At 40.9% G+C, this 18,370-nt stretch carries 17 protein-coding genes; 3 read left to right on the forward strand and 14 right to left on the reverse strand.

Going from position 1 to position 18,370, the window contains the following annotated elements; all coding sequences use genetic code 11:
- Positions 1-69: 69 nt before the first annotated feature.
- The 7 genes from ftsX to hpf form a co-directional block, all read right to left on the reverse strand.
- Entirely contained in the window at positions 70-954 is an 885-nt protein-coding gene (gene ftsX / locus AC3AQ9_RS17800; RefSeq protein WP_488308826.1) for a permease-like cell division protein FtsX, read from the reverse strand.
- Complete coding sequence (gene ftsE / locus AC3AQ9_RS17805; protein WP_488308827.1) at positions 944-1,630, reverse strand: cell division ATP-binding protein FtsE; 687 nt, start codon at positions 1,628-1,630, stop codon at positions 944-946. The genes ftsX and ftsE overlap by 11 nt, the downstream gene beginning before the upstream one ends.
- Positions 1,631-1,894: 264 nt before the next feature.
- Entirely contained in the window at positions 1,895-2,242 is a 348-nt protein-coding gene (gene cccB, locus AC3AQ9_RS17810; RefSeq protein ID WP_488308828.1) for a cytochrome c551, read from the reverse strand.
- A gap of 50 nt (positions 2,243-2,292) precedes the next feature.
- The gene (locus AC3AQ9_RS17815; RefSeq protein ID WP_488308829.1) at positions 2,293-3,165 is read right to left on the reverse strand and encodes a YitT family protein; all 873 of its coding nucleotides are present in this window, start codon (positions 3,163-3,165) and stop codon (positions 2,293-2,295) included.
- Positions 3,166-3,347: 182 nt separating this feature from the next.
- Positions 3,348-4,449, reverse strand: a protein-coding gene (gene prfB / locus AC3AQ9_RS17820) for a peptide chain release factor 2 (RefSeq protein WP_488308901.1) whose coding sequence is annotated in 2 segments (ribosomal slippage) — positions 3,348-4,376 and positions 4,378-4,449 — 1,101 coding nt in all. Because the reading frame shifts where the segments join, the coding sequence is not laid out codon by codon here.
- 204 nt (positions 4,450-4,653) lie between these two features.
- Complete coding sequence (gene secA / locus AC3AQ9_RS17825) at positions 4,654-7,176, reverse strand: preprotein translocase subunit SecA (RefSeq protein WP_488308830.1); 2,523 nt, start codon at positions 7,174-7,176, stop codon at positions 4,654-4,656.
- A gap of 315 nt (positions 7,177-7,491) precedes the next feature.
- Positions 7,492-8,073: a ribosome hibernation-promoting factor, HPF/YfiA family gene (hpf, locus tag AC3AQ9_RS17830; RefSeq protein ID WP_488308831.1), complete on the reverse strand. Its 582-nt coding sequence runs from the start codon at positions 8,071-8,073 to the stop codon at positions 7,492-7,494.
- 126 nt (positions 8,074-8,199) lie between these two features.
- On the opposite strand from hpf, the gene AC3AQ9_RS17835 reads away from it, so the two are divergent.
- On the forward strand, positions 8,200-8,904 hold the full coding sequence (locus AC3AQ9_RS17835; protein ID WP_488308832.1) for an SDR family NAD(P)-dependent oxidoreductase: 705 nt from the start codon (positions 8,200-8,202) through the stop codon (positions 8,902-8,904).
- A gap of 357 nt (positions 8,905-9,261) precedes the next feature.
- Here the strand turns inward: AC3AQ9_RS17835 and AC3AQ9_RS17840 are convergent, their stop codons facing one another.
- The 6 genes from AC3AQ9_RS17840 to AC3AQ9_RS17865 all read right to left on the reverse strand — a co-directional run bounded on the left by AC3AQ9_RS17840 (position 9,262) and on the right by AC3AQ9_RS17865 (position 14,816).
- Entirely contained in the window at positions 9,262-9,921 is a 660-nt protein-coding gene (locus AC3AQ9_RS17840) for a ComF family protein (protein WP_488308833.1), read from the reverse strand.
- Positions 9,918-11,246 carry an ATP-dependent helicase ComFA gene (locus tag AC3AQ9_RS17845; protein WP_488308834.1) on the reverse strand — a complete coding sequence of 443 codons (1,329 nt, stop codon included), beginning with the start codon at positions 11,244-11,246 and terminating at the stop codon, positions 9,918-9,920. Before AC3AQ9_RS17845 ends, AC3AQ9_RS17840 begins: the two co-directional genes overlap by 4 nt.
- A gap of 39 nt (positions 11,247-11,285) precedes the next feature.
- A complete protein-coding gene (locus tag AC3AQ9_RS17850) occupies positions 11,286-12,119 on the reverse strand; it encodes a DegV family protein (protein ID WP_488308835.1) in 834 nt (277 codons plus the stop codon).
- Between the two features lie 167 nt (positions 12,120-12,286).
- Positions 12,287-12,844 carry a DUF4440 domain-containing protein gene (locus AC3AQ9_RS17855; RefSeq protein ID WP_488308836.1) on the reverse strand — a complete coding sequence of 186 codons (558 nt, stop codon included), beginning with the start codon at positions 12,842-12,844 and terminating at the stop codon, positions 12,287-12,289.
- Positions 12,845-12,968: 124 nt separating this feature from the next.
- Positions 12,969-13,643, reverse strand: a complete 675-nt coding sequence (locus AC3AQ9_RS17860; RefSeq protein ID WP_488308837.1) for a response regulator — start codon at positions 13,641-13,643, stop codon at positions 12,969-12,971.
- Positions 13,644-13,670: 27 nt separating this feature from the next.
- On the reverse strand, positions 13,671-14,816 hold the full coding sequence (locus AC3AQ9_RS17865; protein ID WP_488308838.1) for a sensor histidine kinase: 1,146 nt from the start codon (positions 14,814-14,816) through the stop codon (positions 13,671-13,673).
- 160 nt (positions 14,817-14,976) lie between these two features.
- Here AC3AQ9_RS17865 and AC3AQ9_RS17870 point away from each other — a divergent pair, with 160 nt between their 5' ends.
- Both AC3AQ9_RS17870 and AC3AQ9_RS17875 read left to right on the forward strand, forming a co-directional pair.
- The gene (locus AC3AQ9_RS17870) at positions 14,977-15,612 is read left to right on the forward strand and encodes a YigZ family protein (RefSeq protein ID WP_488308839.1); all 636 of its coding nucleotides are present in this window, start codon (positions 14,977-14,979) and stop codon (positions 15,610-15,612) included.
- Between the two features lie 154 nt (positions 15,613-15,766).
- A complete protein-coding gene (locus tag AC3AQ9_RS17875; RefSeq protein WP_488308840.1) occupies positions 15,767-16,807 on the forward strand; it encodes an LCP family protein in 1,041 nt (346 codons plus the stop codon).
- Positions 16,808-17,063: 256 nt separating this feature from the next.
- On the opposite strand, the gene AC3AQ9_RS17880 is transcribed toward AC3AQ9_RS17875, so the two are convergent.
- Complete coding sequence (locus AC3AQ9_RS17880; RefSeq protein ID WP_488308841.1) at positions 17,064-18,140, reverse strand: glycosyltransferase family 4 protein; 1,077 nt, start codon at positions 18,138-18,140, stop codon at positions 17,064-17,066.
- Positions 18,141-18,370: the final 230 nt, after the last annotated feature.

Here is an 18,370-nt window from a genome sequence, read left to right on the forward strand (position 1 = left end):
CTTCGAGTTCAAGTTCGTGTTCCCCTTTCGGATTTACGTTCATTCTATCTCTCTATTGTTGATTTATATTTAGACGCGCAAGAACTTGCGGATCGACATAAAGCTTCCCCAAACACCGATAAAGACTCCCATTACCAAAATCAAGGCACTCACTTGGTAAACGAGCGGAGTAAAGTCAAGTATTTGGATCAATTCGCCGCTTAACTTAGGCTGAATATATTCAGTGACATTGTAGTACAACGTGGCAACTAATCCGATTGGAATAATAGAACCTAATAAACCAAGCCACATGCCTTCTAAGATGAATGGTATGCGGACAAACCAGTTGGTCGCGCCCACTAATTTCATAATTTCAATTTCTCGCCGTCTTGCAACGATTGTGATGCGGATTGTATTTGAAATGAGGAACATTGCAGTGAACAGCAAGGCCAGAATCAAAACCAAACCTACATTTCTTCCCGTGTTCAGGAAATCGAAAAGTTTCTCGATTTTGCCTTCCCCGTATTCCACATCTTCGATATTTCCTATTTTTGCTATTTCAGCAGCTACTTTTTCAGTTTGCTGCGGATCAGCCGCTTTTACATAAAAAACATTAAATAATGGATTACTTTGTTCGAATAAACTAAGCTCGTCTCCAAAATCCAAGACCAGATCCGTTAATTCTTCTTCTTTTGTAGAATAGTCAACTGATTCTACACCAGGCATATCAGTAAGAATCTGCTCTATATGTTTAGTCCCTGTTTCATCTGCTTCGAGAGAAACAAACACTTTTATTTCAACGTCATTCTCCAAATCATCTGCAACTTTATTTAAGTTCATCATGATCATTACAAATACTCCTACAAGGAGCAATGTAACTGTAACAGCACTGACAGATGCAAATGTCATCCAGCCGTTACGGCCCAGGCTTTTCATGCTTTCACGAAAATGGCGTCCCATGGTTCTAGCCTTCATAGCCGTAATCACCTCCGGCTACATCTCGTACAATTAATCCGCCTTCAATGGCAATAACCCGATGTCTCAATGTATTCACTATTTCTCGGTTATGAGTTGCCATTAAAATTGTCGTTCCGCTTGCATTGATCCGTTCAAATAAATTCATAATATCCCAAGACGTTTCGGGATCTAAGTTTCCAGTCGGTTCGTCGGCAATAACCACTTTTGGCCGGTTGACGATCGAGCGGGCAATTGAAACCCGTTGCTGTTCCCCCCCGGACAATTCCGTCGGAAACATTCTTGCTTTATGTTTTAATCCCACTAAATCCAACACTTTCAATACGCGTTCACGGATCTTGGCAGGCGATTCTTCAATTACTTCAAGGGCAAAAGCAACATTCTCATAGACATTTAGTCGCGGCAACAATTTAAAGTCCTGGAACACTACGCCAATTTGACGGCGAAGCAAAGGAACTTTTTTGTTTTTTAATGTAGCAATATCAATGCCATCCACCAGCATCTGTCCGGAAGAAGGACGTTCTTCCCGATACATCATTTTGATGAAAGTCGACTTTCCTGCTCCACTCGGACCTACTATATATACGAATTCACCTTGCTCGATTTCAACGTTCAAACCGTTGAGAGCAACGATGCCATTCGGATATTTCTTGTAGACATTCTTCATTTGAATCATTTAATAACCACCTATATTAATTAAGTTTCCCTAAGCTGACTGTTCCTTCAAAAAATCCGGCAGACTCATTATAACATCCTAAACCTATATTTTTATTACAGTTATGTATCAATTCGCTTCAGACTTTGAAATATAAAATTATATAGGAATAAAGTTATTTTCTTTTGAAATTTCAAAAAGTTATAGGTATTTCGAACTTATTCTTTTATCAAGCCTTCTTTAAATACTTGCGGACGAAAAAAAAAACCGGCTATGTCAGCCGGTTTACTTTTTCTCAGATAACCATTTTGCTACTGCGTCTGCTTCTTCACCTTCAATGATATCTGCTGGCATCGCACCCTTGCCATTGTCAATAACGCCGCGAATTTCTTCTTCTGATAAACGAGAACCAACATTATTTAATGGTGGGAAATTGCCTGCACCTTCCAGATTTTCACCGTGGCAGGAAATACAGTTTTGCTGTACCACTTGTTCAGGGTCTACCGAAGTTTCTTCTGTGCCCGCGCTGTCAGGCGAATCAACAGGCGGCTCCGCAGCTTCATCTCCGCCGCCTCCGCATGCTCCCAGAACTAAAGCAGAACCGAACAGCAAAGCCATTAATTGCTTTTTCATGCATGGTTCCTCCTCACTTATTTATTCATACATAATAGAGTATACCAAAGTTAAGCCCGTTTAAAACCTTCCCCTAGTACTTCTGCTGCATCCGAGACAATTACAAACGCGGAAGAGTCGACACTTTTCACTAATTGCTTTAACCGGGTAAATTCAGTTTGATGCACAACGACCATAATAATCGGTTTTTCCGTTTCCGTATAGCCACCGGTCGCTGTTAACTTCGTTACACCACGATCGATTTCTTCGTAGATGGCATCGCGCATTTCCACTTGTTTGTTGGTGATGATATAGACAAGTTTTGAACGGCCAAAACCAACCTGCACTAAATCGATGGTTTTCGTGGTTACATATAGGCCCACTAAAGCGTACAAACCTTTTTCGATGTCGAAAACAATTGCAGCTGCCAATACGATTAATCCATCTATCAAAGCAACGCTTGTTCCAAGTGTTAATCCTGTATATTTCGTTATGATTTGAGCTGCTAGATCTGTTCCGCCTGTTGAAGCTTTGCCTCTAAAGACGATTCCAAGACCCGCGCCTACCATAATGCCGCCAAATAATGCGCCAAGAAGCGGATTTAACGTCCACGGTTCCCAAGAAGCCGTGACATACACAACGAATGGCAAAAATATGGTGCCGACAGCCGTTTTAATGCCGAAATTTTTCCCCAATAGAATAACACCTGCTAAAAACAGCGGAATATTAAACGACCATTGGACAAAGGCAGGAGTCCAATCAAACAGCCCTTTTAAAATAGTGCTTATTCCACTTACTCCCCCTGACGCTATTTCATTGGGCAATAAAAATACATTAAATGATATGGCAACGATTGCCGAACCAATGAGAATGCTGACATAATCATTAATAAAGGTCAGAAGCGGATGAGGGTCTTGGCGATTACGCTGTTTTTTCTTGTTCATGATGTCGTTTCCTCTTTCCATTTAGTGTTCGTAAGAATCTTGTCAGAGTATATCAGACAAGAGCAAAGTTGTGAACTTCATCAGGATAAAGCAAAAAAGCTGTGCCATAAGCCAATTAACGGCTTAAAGCACAGCTTCATCTATTAATTGAGATGAAGAATCTGCATCCCCTTAGATTTCTTTTATTGCATTTTTGAACGCAATAGTGAGTTGATAAAACCGTCAAGATCGCCATCCATCACAGCTTGTAAATTCCCCGTTTCATAGTTGGTGCGGTGATCTTTTACCATTGAATAAGGATGGAATACATAAGAGCGGATTTGGCTTCCCCAGCCAATCTCCTTTTGCTCACCGCGAATTTCAAGCAACTGAGCTTCCTGTTCCTCAATTTTCAAAGCATATAATTTTGCTTTCAGCATTTGCATCGCTTTTTCACGGTTTTTGATTTGAGAACGCTCTTGCTGGCAAGTAACGACCGCTCCCGTTGGCAGGTGGGTAATGCGGACAGCTGAATCCGTCGTATTGATGTGCTGACCTCCAGCACCACTCGCACGGTACGTATCAATTTTCAAATCTTCGGTGCGGATATCGATTTCAATTTCTCCAGTGAATTCCGGCATTACTTCACAAGATACAAAAGAGGTGTGTCGGCGCCCTGAAGAGTCAAACGGAGAAATGCGAACCAAGCGATGTACTCCTTTTTCTGCTTTTAAGTATCCATAAGCATTATGGCCTTTTATGCCAAGGGTCACTGATTTAACTCCAGCTTCATCTCCAGCTAAATAATCCAGCGTTTCGACTTTAAAACCACGCTTTTCAGCCCAGCGTGTATACATACGAAGCAGCATCGAGCACCAGTCTTGAGACTCGGTACCGCCAGCTCCTGGATGCAATTCGAGAATCGCATTGTTTTTATCATATGGTTCACTTAAAAGCATGGTAAGTTCATAATCACTTAATTCAGAAATGAAGGTTTTCATTTCCGAACTGATATCTTCATGAAGTTCTGCATCGTTTTCTTCCCGCAGCAGTTCTAAGGTCATCTCCAGGTTTTCCTGCGTATCCATAAAGCGGTGATACGTATTGACGATTTCTTTCAATCCATTCAATTCCGATATGATGACTTGTGCCTTATCCTGATCGTTCCAGAAGTTTGGGTCAAGCATCATTTCATCCAGTTCTTGAATCCGTGCCTCTTTGTTTTCTAAGTCAAAGAGACCCCCTAAAGTCCGCCAATTTACTGGCTGATTTGTCGAGCTCGTTGCGGATATCTGCTAATTCCATCATTTCGTGTTCCTCCTCAAAATAACACCGAAGAGCAGATGCTCTTCGGTATTTACGTACCTTTATTCCACTTTAACGGTCAGTTGGCTCTCCGCTTTTCAAGCAGCGAGCTACTGTCCATAAAAGTCCGATTGGTTCAACTAGCAATCAGCGGGATAGCCCCCGCTGATTGCAGTTTCTCTTTATCCTTTTTTATAACTGACATTACACTTTCGCTGTAACGCCGTGGCAGTTTTTAAACTTCTTGCCACTGCCGCAAGGGCAAGGGTCGTTGCGGCCTACTGTCATCTCTTTGCGGATAGGCTCTTTTTTCTTTTTAGGAGCCGGTCCATCTTCTTTCGGATTGACAGCTTGTCCTTTAGCCACTTCTTCACGCTCCAGGTTATTGCGGATTTCCGCTTTCATGGCATACTTCGTAACATCGTCTTCAATGGCTTGCACCATGTCTTCAAACATAGCAAACCCTTCATTCTGATATTCGCGAAGCGGATCATTCTGTGCATAAGCGCGCAAGTGAACTCCTTGGCGAAGTTGATCCATTGCATCAATGTGATCGATCCATTTGGTATCGATTGAACGGAGAAGGACAACTTTCTCGAATTCGCGCATGCGCTCCGGTGTCATCTCCTGCTCTTTTTCGTCATAGTGTTTAATGGCAGCCGCTTTAATGAAGTCAATCAGTTCTTCTTGTGATTTGTTTTCCAAGTCTTGCAGACTGATTGTGTTCTCAGGGAGTAAAGTAGCTCCGATAACATCAACTAATGATTTCAAATGCCATTCTTCCTGCTTTTCTCCAGAAGTATGGGAAGAGACCATCCGCTCGATTGAACCGTTGATCATGTTTTCCACTAATTGGCGCATATTGTCTGTTTCAAGGACTTCCATACGTTCTTTGTAAATAATTTCCCGCTGCTGGCGCAACACATCGTCATATTGCAATAAGCGTTTACGGGCATCAAAGTTATTGCCTTCCACTCGTTTTTGTGCAGATTCAACAGAACGAGTCACCATTTTAGACTGCAATGGCTGTGAATCATCCATACCAAGTTTCCCCATCATTGCGCGCATGGAATCCGATCCAAATCGGCGCATCAGCTCATCTTCCAATGATAAATAGAATTGAGTGACACCTGGGTCCCCTTGGCGACCTGAACGTCCGCGCAGCTGATTATCGATACGGCGAGATTCATGTCGCTCTGTACCTAATACCGCTAATCCACCTGCTTCGACAACACCTTCGCCAAGCTTGATGTCTGTACCGCGGCCGGCCATATTCGTCGCAATGGTAACCGAACCTTTCTGTCCGGCATTTAAAATAATTTCTGCTTCATGGGCATGGTTTTTAGCATTGAGGACCGAATGTTTGATTCCTTTTTTAGACAGGTAATCTGAAATGATTTCAGAAGTTTCAATAGCAACTGTACCAACAAGCACCGGCTGGCCATTTTTATGGCGTTCCGCAATATCTTCTGCAACTGCTTTGTATTTCCCGGCAATTGAAGCGTAAATCAAATCAACGCGGTCATCTCGGATAATCGGTTTGTTGGTTGGAATGGCGATTACATTCATATTGTAAATATTCCGGAATTCTTCTTCCTCCGTTTTCGCTGTTCCTGTCATACCGGAAAGCTTGTCATACATACGGAAGAAGTTTTGGAATGTGATCGTTGCCATTGTCATCGATTCATTTTGGATTTCTAATCCTTCTTTTGCTTCGATAGCCTGATGAAGCCCATCTGAATACCGACGGCCTTTCATCAAGCGGCCAGTAAATTGGTCAACAATTATTACTTCGCCGTCTTGAACCACATAATCAACATCCTTATGCATCGTTACATGCGCTTTAAGCGATTGGTTGATGGCATGGTTCAAGCGTACATGTTTAATGTCGAATAAATTATCAATGCCGAATGCCTTTTCAACTTTTTCAATGCCATCTTCAGTCAAAACGACACCTTTTGTTGATTCATCATAAGTATAATCCGCATCTTTCATCAATAGGCGAGCAAATGCATTTGCCTGAACATAAAGCTGGGCCGCTTTTGCCGCTTGTCCTGAAATTATCAAAGGCGTACGGGCTTCATCGATTAAAATTGAGTCCACTTCATCGATAACAGCGAAATTCAATGGCCGCTGAACCATGTCCTCTTTGTAAAGAACCATATTATCGCGCAAATAATCAAAGCCTAACTCATTGTTGGTACTATAAGTTATGTCTGATGCATAAGCTTCACGCTTTTCCTCTTTCGACAAACTATTCAAGTTTAAGCCGACCGATAAACCGAGCCATTCAAATAATTGGCCCATTTCCGTAGCATCCCGGCTGGCCAGGTATTCGTTGACTGTCACGACATGGACGCCTTTTTTCGAAATGGCATTTAAGTATACGGCCATTGTAGAAGTCAGGGTTTTACCTTCCCCTGTTTTCATCTCTGCAATGTTGCCTTCATGCAAAGCGACTGCTCCCATAATTTGAACCCGGAAAGGAAACATTCCAAGAACGCGTTTGGATGCTTCACGTACGGTAGCAAATGCTTCCGGCAAAAGCTTGTCCAAATCTTCACCTTTCGCATACCGTTCAATAAATTCTTCAGTCTTAGCTTTTAAAGCATCATCTGAAAGGGCAGCATACTCAGAAGCCAGTGCTTCTACTCCATCGGCTGTTTTTTCCAATCTTTTTAAATCCCGTTTATTCGGGTCAAATACCTTATTCAATACTCCAAGCATTTATAACCGCTCCCTGCGTAGTGTCCGGCCAACCTATTCAGGTTTCCAGATCGCTTTTGCTTTTAGTTTTTATCTCTAGGTCTTTTTAACTTAGAGACCTTGTACTCTTTAGTCCATGGCAAAAAATCTCATTACTTATTTTAACATTGCTAGTATCGCTGTGCAAATAAAGAGAAACATCATTCAGACTGGTTTTCCCCTCGAAGTACGGATTGTTCTGCTTGTTGTGAAAGTACAGCCTAAAAGTATTCCATGTCCTTGAATCATATATTGGTCCAGACAAAAGAAAAGCCTCTCAAATGAGAGGCTTCTTCATTATTCAACGCTAGTTTCAATCAATCCGTAAGTTCCATCTTTTCGTTTGTAAACAATATTTGTTCCGTTTGATTCTGCATCAGTAAAAACAAAGAAGTTATGGCCAAGCATATTCATTTGCAAAACAGCCTCTTCTTCATCCATTGGTTTTAAATCAAACTGCTTTGTCCGTACAATTTTGATGTCATCCTCATCTTCATCAACGTCAGCAGCTGAATCATATGATGGTCTTGTTTCTTGTTCTGCAATTGCAAATGCCATTCCCATTCCATCGCGGTCGCGGAATTTGCGATTAATCTTCGTTTTATATTTCCGGATTTGACGTTCGAGCTTCCCAACGATCAAATCGACGGCTGCATACAATTCATCATGCCGTTCTTCGGCACGCAATACTAAATTTTTCATTGGAATTGTTACTTCCACTTTGGTTTGACTGTGGTTAAGCGCTTTTAAATTGACCATTGCGGTCGCGTTGGTACCTTCAGGAAAGTAGCGTTCAATTTTGTCTACTTTCTTTTCGATGAACTCTCGGATTGCGGGAGTTACTTCAACGTTATCACCTTTAATATTGAATTGTAACATGTTAACTCCTCCTTCTTTTGTACCTGCTATACATTTCTATATCTTCCCTTAACTCTCCTTCTTAAAACGCTAAAAGTTTTACGTTCATGAATTACAGGTAAATATAGTGACAAGGAGATGAATTCTATGTTTACAAACAAAACCGTTATTGTTACCGGTGCTGCACAAGGCATTGGCCATAGTATTGCAAAACATTTTATAATAGAAGGAGCCCGAGTTATCGGATTGGACGTCAAAGAAGTGAAGATTGACGGTGTGGAATACCGCAAATGCGATGTTGGAAATTTTAATGAAGTGATCCAGGTCTTTTCTGATATCCATAAGGATTTTGGAACAATTCACGCATTGATCAACAATGCCGGCATTTCAGAATTCAAATCAATTTGGGAAGTTGATGAAAGCGACTGGGATCGAATCCTCAATACCAATTTAAAGAGCGTGTTTATCTGCAGCCGGGAAGCTGCCCGCTATATGACCGAAGATATCCGGTCTATCGTTAATATGGCATCAACTCGAGCGTTCATGTCAGAACCGAACACAGAAATTTATTCCGCTTCAAAAGGCGGGATTTTTGCTTTGACACATTCACTAGCTGCGAGCTTAAGCGAAAAAAACATACGGGTCAATTCTATTGCTCCTGGATGGATCCATACCGGTTCTGAAGAGCTGCGTGAAATCGATCATCATCAGCATTGGAGCAATCGTGTTGGAAAAGGTGATGACATTGCCCGGGCTTGCCTGTTTCTTTGTGATCCAAGAAATTCTTTTATCACAGGGGAATGCTTAACGATTGATGGCGGTATGACCAGAAAAATGATTTATGAGCATTAAAAACCAGCCTGCCGGTGTTTCGGCAGGCTGGTTTTTCGCTTTTACGGCCAGAGGCTTTGAAGCTCCTATGTCCGCGTCTCTCTTTGCCTTATTTCTTTACTAGAATCAAGTTGATGCGTTATCCCCAGTCAAATCTTTTGTCTGCTAAATTTCGTATAGTTGTCCGCCAGTTATAACAGTTTTCTGCCCCATACTTTCTTGTGCCTTAGGATCCTCATCAAATACGCAACGTGATTATTTTTGCCGTATGACTTTTTAATATGGGTCTCAGCCCATTTTCTAAAACAAATGCCGATAACTTTCTGCTCCTGTTATCAAGCTTAAAACCCTTCTGCTTCATTTTTAAAAAAACGCAATCTATCCTCGAATCAGTGTTAACGAACTGATTTCTTCCGCTCCGGCCTCTTTCATAGATTTTGCAGCATGCCGTATCGTTGTACCGGTTGTATATAAATCATCAATTAACACAATTTTTTTCGGCACTTTTACTCCATTCCAGGTAAAGAGATTATTCGCAGACATCCGCTCCATCTTCGTTTTACTCCCTTGTACATCTTCACTTTTAATAAGAAAATGTTGATAAGTTAATCCTGCCGCATCCAATAACCGGTCTACTTGCGGAAATGTACGTTCTTTTAATTTCCTGGTATTCATCGGAATAGGGACAAGAACGCCTCTAGATTTGCGAAGAGCCAATTTTAACTCTTCGGCAAAGACGTATGCTAAGGCTACGTCTTGCAAAAACTTGTATTGATGCAAAAAAGTCTGCATAGCTTCATTATAATGGAATAAACTGCTTCCGCTTTGAATCAGTCCAGCGTATTCTGTTGTTTCCCAGTATAGGCAATCCCGACAAGTTTCATCTCCTGGCAAACCGCATTTTCCGCAGACACCGCCTTTAATTTTCTCGAAATCTCTTTTGCAGCCGAAACACACAACTGCTTCTGTGTCCTTTAATAACAAACTCTTCCAAGACGGACTGTATGGAATGGCATTATCACAGATAAGGCAATTCATGACATCCCTCTTTTATTATAGTAAAGGATTTTTTGCCTCGCCTTGTCCATTTCTCTGACAATTCCATCATGAAAAAAAATCACATCGCCTAAAGGATTGGCAGGAGATCTTCCTGCACGTCCTGCAATTTGTATCAAGGCAGAAGCGTCAAAAATCCGTTCGTCTGCACCAACTACAGCCACTTGGACATTCGCAATTGTGATTCCCCGCTCTAAAATGGTTGAAGTCAGCAAACCCATAATTTCACCATTGCGCAATTTCAGCACTTTCTCTTTTCGTTCCGGATCTTGTGCATGAACCGCTTCAATCCGGGAATCCAATTCCTGAAAAAGTTTAATGCTATGGGCAATCAGCTCAATCGTTGGCAAAAACAATAAAAAAGGCTCGTTTTTGCTGATTTTTTCCTGAACCCATTTTGCCAATTTGGATGGGATCTTGTTGTTTAATAAGCTCTTTTTATAATTCCACAACGGCTCAAAAACCGGAACAGGCAAAGCGTGGCCATGGAAACGCTGAAAAATCTCAGAGCGGTTCTCAATTCTATTCAGCAATGCCAGGGACGGTGTAGCTGAAACATAAACGATTGGCGCTTTTTTCTTCTTTGCTTTCACGACTGCCCGTTCAAGTGCCGGATCATAGGAATAAGGAAAAGCATCTGCTTCATCGACAATCATGAAGTCAAAAGCTTCTTGAAATCGATATAACTGGTGGGTGGTGGCAATGACGATGTCTGGAAAACCCGTCTCCAAAGGAGCTCCTCCGTACAGAGTGTGGACAATAGTTTCGGGAAAAGCGGCTTGTAGACGAGGCGATAATTCAAGTACTACATCTGTTCGAGGAGCAGCTATACATATACGCATGCCTTTTTGAAGTGCTTCAAAAATCGGCATAAATAACAATTCAGTTTTTCCTGCTCCACAAACGGCATATACAAGATGAGACTTTCCACTTGAAAGGCTGGATGAAACTTCGCTCGAAGCAAGCTGCTGCAAATTGGTCAGGATGCCGTTCCAGGCAAAAAAGTGATTTTTTGGGGGATTTGATGATGGGGATGTCCATATGATGAGTTCTGTGCACGAGCTGATTCGTCCCATTTTTATGCAATGCCTGCAATACAAACAGTTGGCATCACAATTCGAACAGTAAAAAGAAATGATTTTTTGAGGGGATTTTTCTAGGCAACGGGAACATGTCCGCCCGCTGTTAATTCCATTGATGACTGTAATAAAGCCTTTCGCAATCGCTTCGTCAATAAGTTCTTTTGAAAAGGGAGTAAAATTCCTCAGCCAAATTCGGCCATTCAAAAATGCTTCCAACTCTAACATTCGCATCCTCCTTCAGAAAATCCAGTAAGGTCTGGAGGGTTATTTTTTCACCCATCCAAGACCCATTGAACCTTCGCCTAAATGTGTACCTATGACCGGACCAAAATAAGACAGGGAAAAATCGACTTCCGGGCAAAGAGCCTGCAATTCTTCCAGCCATTTTTGCGCTTCCTTTGGCCGGTTCGCATGGATTACAGCTGCTTGAATCGATTCGCCAGCAGCATCCTCTTTAAGCAAGTCAGCAATTCGATTCATCGCTTTTTTTCTTGTACGAATCCTTTCAAAAGGTACAATCACTTTATTTTCGAAATGTAAAAGCGGTTTGATTTGAAGCAAGCCGCCAACAATTGCTTGGGCATTTGACAATCTTCCGCCCCTGCTTAAATGTTTCAAATCTTCGACCATAAAATAAGCACGCATTGATTTTTTCATTTCATTAAGCTCTTTCAAAATTTCTGCAGCACTCGCTCCTGCACTTGCCAGTTCAGCAGCTTTTGAAACGTAGAACCCTTGCATAGCGCAGGAAATCTCTGAATCAAAAGAATGGACGGCTACTTCTTTCACCAAATCGTTCGCTTGGCGTGACGCCTCATAAGTTCCACTGATGCCGCTCGATAAATGAATAGAAATAATCTCATCATAGTCACTGGAAAGTTTTGTGTACAAACTCACAAATTCTCCCAACGGCGGCTGCGAAGTTTTCGGCAACTCTTCTTTCGCTTTTTTATAGAATTCTTCAACGAACAGATCTTCTTCCTCTGCAAACGATTCATGCCTGAAAGTTACTTGAAGCGGAACCATGTGTATATTCGCTTCTTCTCGTATTGCTTTGGGAATATAAGCTGTACTGTCCGTTACTATTGCTGTTTTCATATTTAACCAGCCTCCTCTGTCAGTTTACCAAAAAAAACAGCCAAAAAGACAAATAAAAAAACTTCCTGGAAAATTTTCCAGGAAGTTTTTATACCATTAAATCCGGCGACTCAAGATGTCCTTGAAAGAAGACAAAAAACCCCTAAACTGAACCAAAGTTTCGCTTCTTAACCGCCGATAAAGTGAAGGCTGCTGACACGCCATTCGTCTTGCTCTTTTTTGAAGACTACGACTTGGCGTCCGGCTTGCTTCGTACTTTTACCGGTATTTGGATCTGTCATCGTGACATTGTTATTAGCAAAAACTTCTGCTCTGTCTTCTTCATATTTCACGATGGTTTCATCACTGGTTTCATACGTTGTATCATAACTAGCGAAAGCTTTTGTCAAAGCCTTGCTGTCTTCTTCCCGGTCAAAGCCATCCGGGTTTTCTGAAATCACATTCATATAGCGTTCAAGATCTTCTGCATTAAAAGCTTCAATATATTCCTGATAAGCCGCTAAAATTGCATCAGCTTCTCCTTTTGGTACATCCGCTTCAATCACTTTTCCCTTGTCATCCAAAGTAAAGCCAACCTTTTCATCTTCAATTCCATGGTCGACTGCATTATTTTCACTTGTTGAATCGCCATCATTTGCAGTGTTCTGATTTACAGTTGAATCTTCTGTCTCTGAACATGCAGCAAGAGTGAGCAATATTCCTATTGTTACTAATAGTTTTTTCATAGCACATTCCTCCTGCGGTTCATTTTGCCATAGCAAGACACCAAATACAATGAAGAATATGTGTCTAATTCTTTATACGAAAAAGGCTTGCAGCAAGCTGCAAGCCTTTTTGGCAATCGTTCGTTTATCTAACTTCAACCCAGCCATTTTTAATTGCTGTTACTACAGCTTGTGTCCGGTCGTTCACCTGCATTTTTTGAAGAATACTGGAAACATGGTTTTTAACCGTCTTTTCGGAAATAAACAAAGTTTCCCCGATTACCCGGTTACTTTGTCCGTCCGTCAGCAATTGAAGTACTTCACTTTCGCGCTTAGTCAATAAATGATACGGACGGCGAATTTCTGTTTGATGGAAAGACCCTTTATTTTCACGTTCACTTAATCTGCGGAATTCCATAACTAAGTTGCGTGTCACTTTAGGATGTAAGTAAGACCCGCCTTTAGCTACCACTTTGATTGCTTGAATGATTGCCTCGGCATCCATTTCTTTTAACATATAACCCAATGCCCCAGTTTTCAAAGCATGGGTAACATAGGACTCATCATCGTGAATTGACAGCATAATGACTTTTGCATCCGGGTACTTTTCCATCAATTCCCCCGTTGCTTCAACGCCGTTTTTTTGCGGCATATTGATATCCATCAATACGACATCGGGTTGGTGTTCTTCATACAATTTGACAACTTCTGTGCCGTCTCCACCTTCAGCGACCACTTCAAACGAATCTTCGAAATCCAGAATTCGTTTTACCCCTTCGCGGAATAATTGGTGATCATCGATAATAATAATTTTCGTCATTATGTTGTCCTCCTCAAATACCATATCTTATCCGTCAGTTTCCAACGGGATTTGGAACATCAATACGGTTCCGTTTCCTAATGAAGAATTGATGTAAAAATCACCGTTTATTAAATCAATTCGTTCTTTCATGCCAATCAATCCAAAAGACTGGCTCTTTACTATACTTTGATCAAATCCTGAACCATTGTCTTTTATTACTAGAGTGACATGGTCTTTTAACCATTCTACTTTAACTTCAATTACAGTAGCTTTGCCGTGGCGTATTGCATTCGCAACGGCTTCTTGCACCAATCTGAAGATGGCTGTTTCGTAATTGCCTGGAAGCCGGACTTCTTTTCCGCTAGTGTGGAAATGGAGCCTTGTGCCATTATTATAGTCTTCAGTGGTTTCAAGATATTTCTTCAAGGTGGGTACTAAACCTAAGTCGTCAAGAGCCATCGGCCGAAGATCATAGATAATTCTTCTGACTTCAGTCAACGCATCCCTAACCATTTCTTTTAACGAGGAGATCTCCTTGAAAGCCGGTTCTGGCCCTTTTTCCCGATAAGTCCGTTCAATCAGGTCTGAACGCAGCAAGACATTTGCCATCATCTGGGCTGGTCCGTCATGGATTTCCCGTGAGAGCTTTTTACGCTCTTCTTCTTGCGCTTCAATAATACGCAGGCTATAATCTTGCTTTAGCTTGACGCTGTCAATCGCTTCTCCAAGTTCCTGATGATCAGAAGATAAATAATTGATGGTTACATTAATACGGTTAACCAGATGCTCAGCCCGTTCAATCGTTTGCAGCAGCGTCTGCAAGCGGCGTTGCAGCCTATCCCGCTTTTGGCGATATTGCTTTTCTTCTGAACGGTTGATTGACAATTGGACTTGAAGTTCGTTTGCTTGCTCATATGCTTGCCGAACTTCGCTTTCAGAAAATGAATTAAAAAATTGAGATACTTCGGCGAGGCGACGCCGTGCTGCCCGAGTCTTTTCTTCGAGCGCATCCCCCGCTTTTATCACACGGGATATATTCGATCGCACATCTTCAAGTTCGTCTTTCATATTTTCATAACTTTGGCGACTTTTTTCACTTATGACGAAAATATCCTGCTTGGAACTTTCCATTTTATCGAGTACTTCATTAAAAATGGAATCTAGCGCTTTCAAATCGAATTTTTTAGCCATTTTAAAACCGCCTTAGCTATACTTAAACTGTATATGGAGAAAAATACCTTGCACCTTTATGCCTGTCACGGCTGTCACAAGTATACCACTTTATAAGCAAATCAGTATTAAAAACACATTACAAAATATCTGATTATATTTTACACCAGGGGGAGTTAAAATGCGAGAAAATTACAAAACTATTGGTGAGTTAACAGAATGTGAAATTATTATACAAAAATCAAGATTTATCGGCTATGCCGCAAGAGCAGAATCCGAGCAAGAAGCTATTGCATTTATAGAATCCATTAAAGTGAAACATCGTGCTGCCAACCATAATTGTTCTGCTTATATAATAGGTGAACACGATTCAATCCAAAAAGCCAATGACGATGGCGAACCTAGTGGAACTGCAGGTTTCCCTATTTTGGAAGTGCTGAAAAAGCAAGGGTTAAAAGATACGGTAGTGGTGGTGACGCGTTATTTTGGCGGAATCAAGCTTGGAGGCGGCGGCTTAATCCGGGCCTATGGAAAAACGACAACTGAAGCAATTTCAGCATCCGGCATTGTCGAACGAAGGCTTCATAACCTTATGGCCATATCAATTGATTATAGTTGGCTCGGCAAAGCAGAAAACGAAATTCGCCAATCTCCATATCCCTTGAAAGATATTCAATACACTGATGGAGTTAAGATTTTGGTATATGTGCCCGTAGAAAAAGAAACGGATTTCATCAATTGGATCAACGAAATGACGAACGGCCAAGCGGAAATCATCTGTCTGCAAAAGGAGTTTTTAGAGTTCAAATTAGGTTAATCATTTTCCATTTACGTTTCTTCTGTCTCGCTGTATAATAGATAGAATCAAAGGAACCAAAGACCCACAATAATACGTCAAATTACACCAGTAAGATTGGATCAATCGAATTGAATAGTCGGTTAGCCCATTCCTATACAGAGGAGTTATAACCATGAATCGTAAAAGCTATCGCAAAAAGAAATCGAGCAAAAAACGGGCAGCAATCAAAATTATCGCTACTTTAGTTGTTTCCTTGCTCATATGTGGGTCAGCTTACGGAATTTATTTAATAAAAAAAGCGGAAAGTGCAGCAGACAGATCATTTGAAGCCACAGGTCGTGATAAGTCAGATTTGCGCGATGAGCAGGTAGAGCCCTTGCATGACAATATCTCCGTCTTATTTATAGGTGTGGATAATAGTGAGAAGCGAAGCCAAAGTGAAAGCAGCACCAGATCGGATGCATTGATTCTTGCTACACTGAACAATGCCGACAAGTCGATTAAATTGGTAAGCATTCCCCGGGATACTTACGCCTACATTCCCGACGCAGGATATGAAGACAAAATCACGCATGCATACGGGTACAATGGGCCGACTTCAACAATCGAAACCGTTGAGGAATTATTGGAAGTACCTGTCGATTATTATGTACGTATGAATTTCGATGCCTTTATCGATGTAGTTGATGCTCTTGGAGGCATAGAAGCGACAGTGCCTTATGATATAAAAGAACAAGACGAGAATGATAAAAAAGGTGCTATAGTGTTAAAAGAAGGACCTCAAATCTTAAACGGCAGCCAGGCACTTGCATTAGCGCGAACCCGCCATCAAGATAATGACATTGAACGCGGAAAGCGCCAGCAAATGATAATGGAAAGCATTATGGATGAAATTTTGTCTACTTCATCTATTACCAGATATGGCAGTGTAATCGATGCCATCGGTGATAATATGAAAACCAATTTAACGTTCAGAGACATGCAGTCATTTTTCGAATATGCAAAAGGCGGCAAGCCGAACATAGATACATTGACGTTAGATGGTTACGATGATATGTCTACCGGAATTTATTATTGGCAATTGGATGAAGAATCATTGACAGAGGTCCAGGATATCTTGAAAGGGCATTTAGGATTACAGCCTGACACATCAAGTTTATCGGACAATAGCAATACTGATTTTGCTGAACGAACTGAAGAAGAGAATTTTTAAACCGCAACGAAGCAAAACCGTCTTCTGCTACTAGATGTTAATCCATCAGCAGAAGACGGTTTTTTCTTCCTTTAAAAAAAATTTTTAAATTTCAATTCTATTTACCTTATGTGATAGAAGAAAAATAGCTTAGAAAGATTGATGCTTTATGTAAGCCATTGCCAACCTTCTTGCAGTGCATTGAACTGGATTCGAATTTCTTTTATAAAAAATAAAAGGACCGAACGCAAGCATGTCGCTTTTCGTTCGATCCTTTTTATTTTCCAATGAATTTTACAAGGTTGATCAGAGGGCGGTAATTTTTCCCTGCCAAACCAACGATTTCTACGAACAATTCTATTGCAATTAGCATAACGCTGATCAGCAGGATTCCACCCCATAGGGTTGCTTGAGAAAAGAGCAATGCTGCTAATCCGAATAATGCCGCTATACCATAGATGATAAGAACTGTTTGCCGATGCGAAAATCCGATATTCAATAAGCAATGATGTAAATGAGATTTATCAGCTGCTGATATTGATTGTTTTTCGCGCACTCTGCGTACAATGGCGAAAAATGTATCGGAAATAGGAACACCCAGCATAATAATGGGGATAATCAATGCAACCACCGTTATGTTTTTAAAGCCCATAAGTGCTAATACTGAAATCATAAATCCTAGAAATAATGCGCCAGTATCACCCATGAAGATTTTAGCCGGATGGAAATTATAAAATAAAAATCCAAAAGAACTAGCCGCCAATATAGCTGCTGTAGCCAATACGAAAGGATCTCCCATGATAAACGCCATAATAGCCAATGTGATTAAAGCGATAGTTGATACGCCTGCTGCCAAGCCATCTAAACCATCTATCAAATTAATTGCATTAGTAATCCCTATAATCCATATGATGGTTAACGGAATGCTGAAATAGCCGAAATCCAATTCTCCACCGAACGGCAAGTTAATAAATGAAATTTCTAAGCCCCCACCAACGACAACGATTGCAGCAGCAACCAGCTGGCCAAATAACTTGGCTTTCGCTGATATTTCATATAAATCATCTAAAACACCCGTAACCGTTATGATTAAAGCTCCGATTAGAATTGCACTTGAAATCGGAATAAATGCTGGTTCTACAGCGTTAGAAATCGATTCTTCAGGTCTCAGGATAAAATAGCCGATCACAAAGGAGCCAAATATAGCTAATCCGCCTAAACGCGGCATTATTCTCGCATGAACTTTTCGATAATTTGGGCGATCAACTGCTCCTATCCGGAATGCCAATCGCTTAACAACCGGAGTGAGAACTATCGAAGCGATAAATGCCAAAACCAAAGTTAGGTATAGCATATCCTTCCTCCTTCTTACTTTTTAATTCTTTATTCACAAATGTATCCATTTTGATTATAGCATGTACACTAAATAAATAAAGGAGTTTTATCTTTCATTTTTTTGCCTAAATAATTGACGTATTCCGATAAAAAAGGTTCCATATAATTAAGTGACCTTTATTTAAGTGGTGTTTATTGGTAAAGTTTGATAAAATAATCAGGTATTTGTGGAGCAAAAAAGGAGATTAA

This window comes from Planococcus sp. VCh962 (assembly GCF_057748275.1).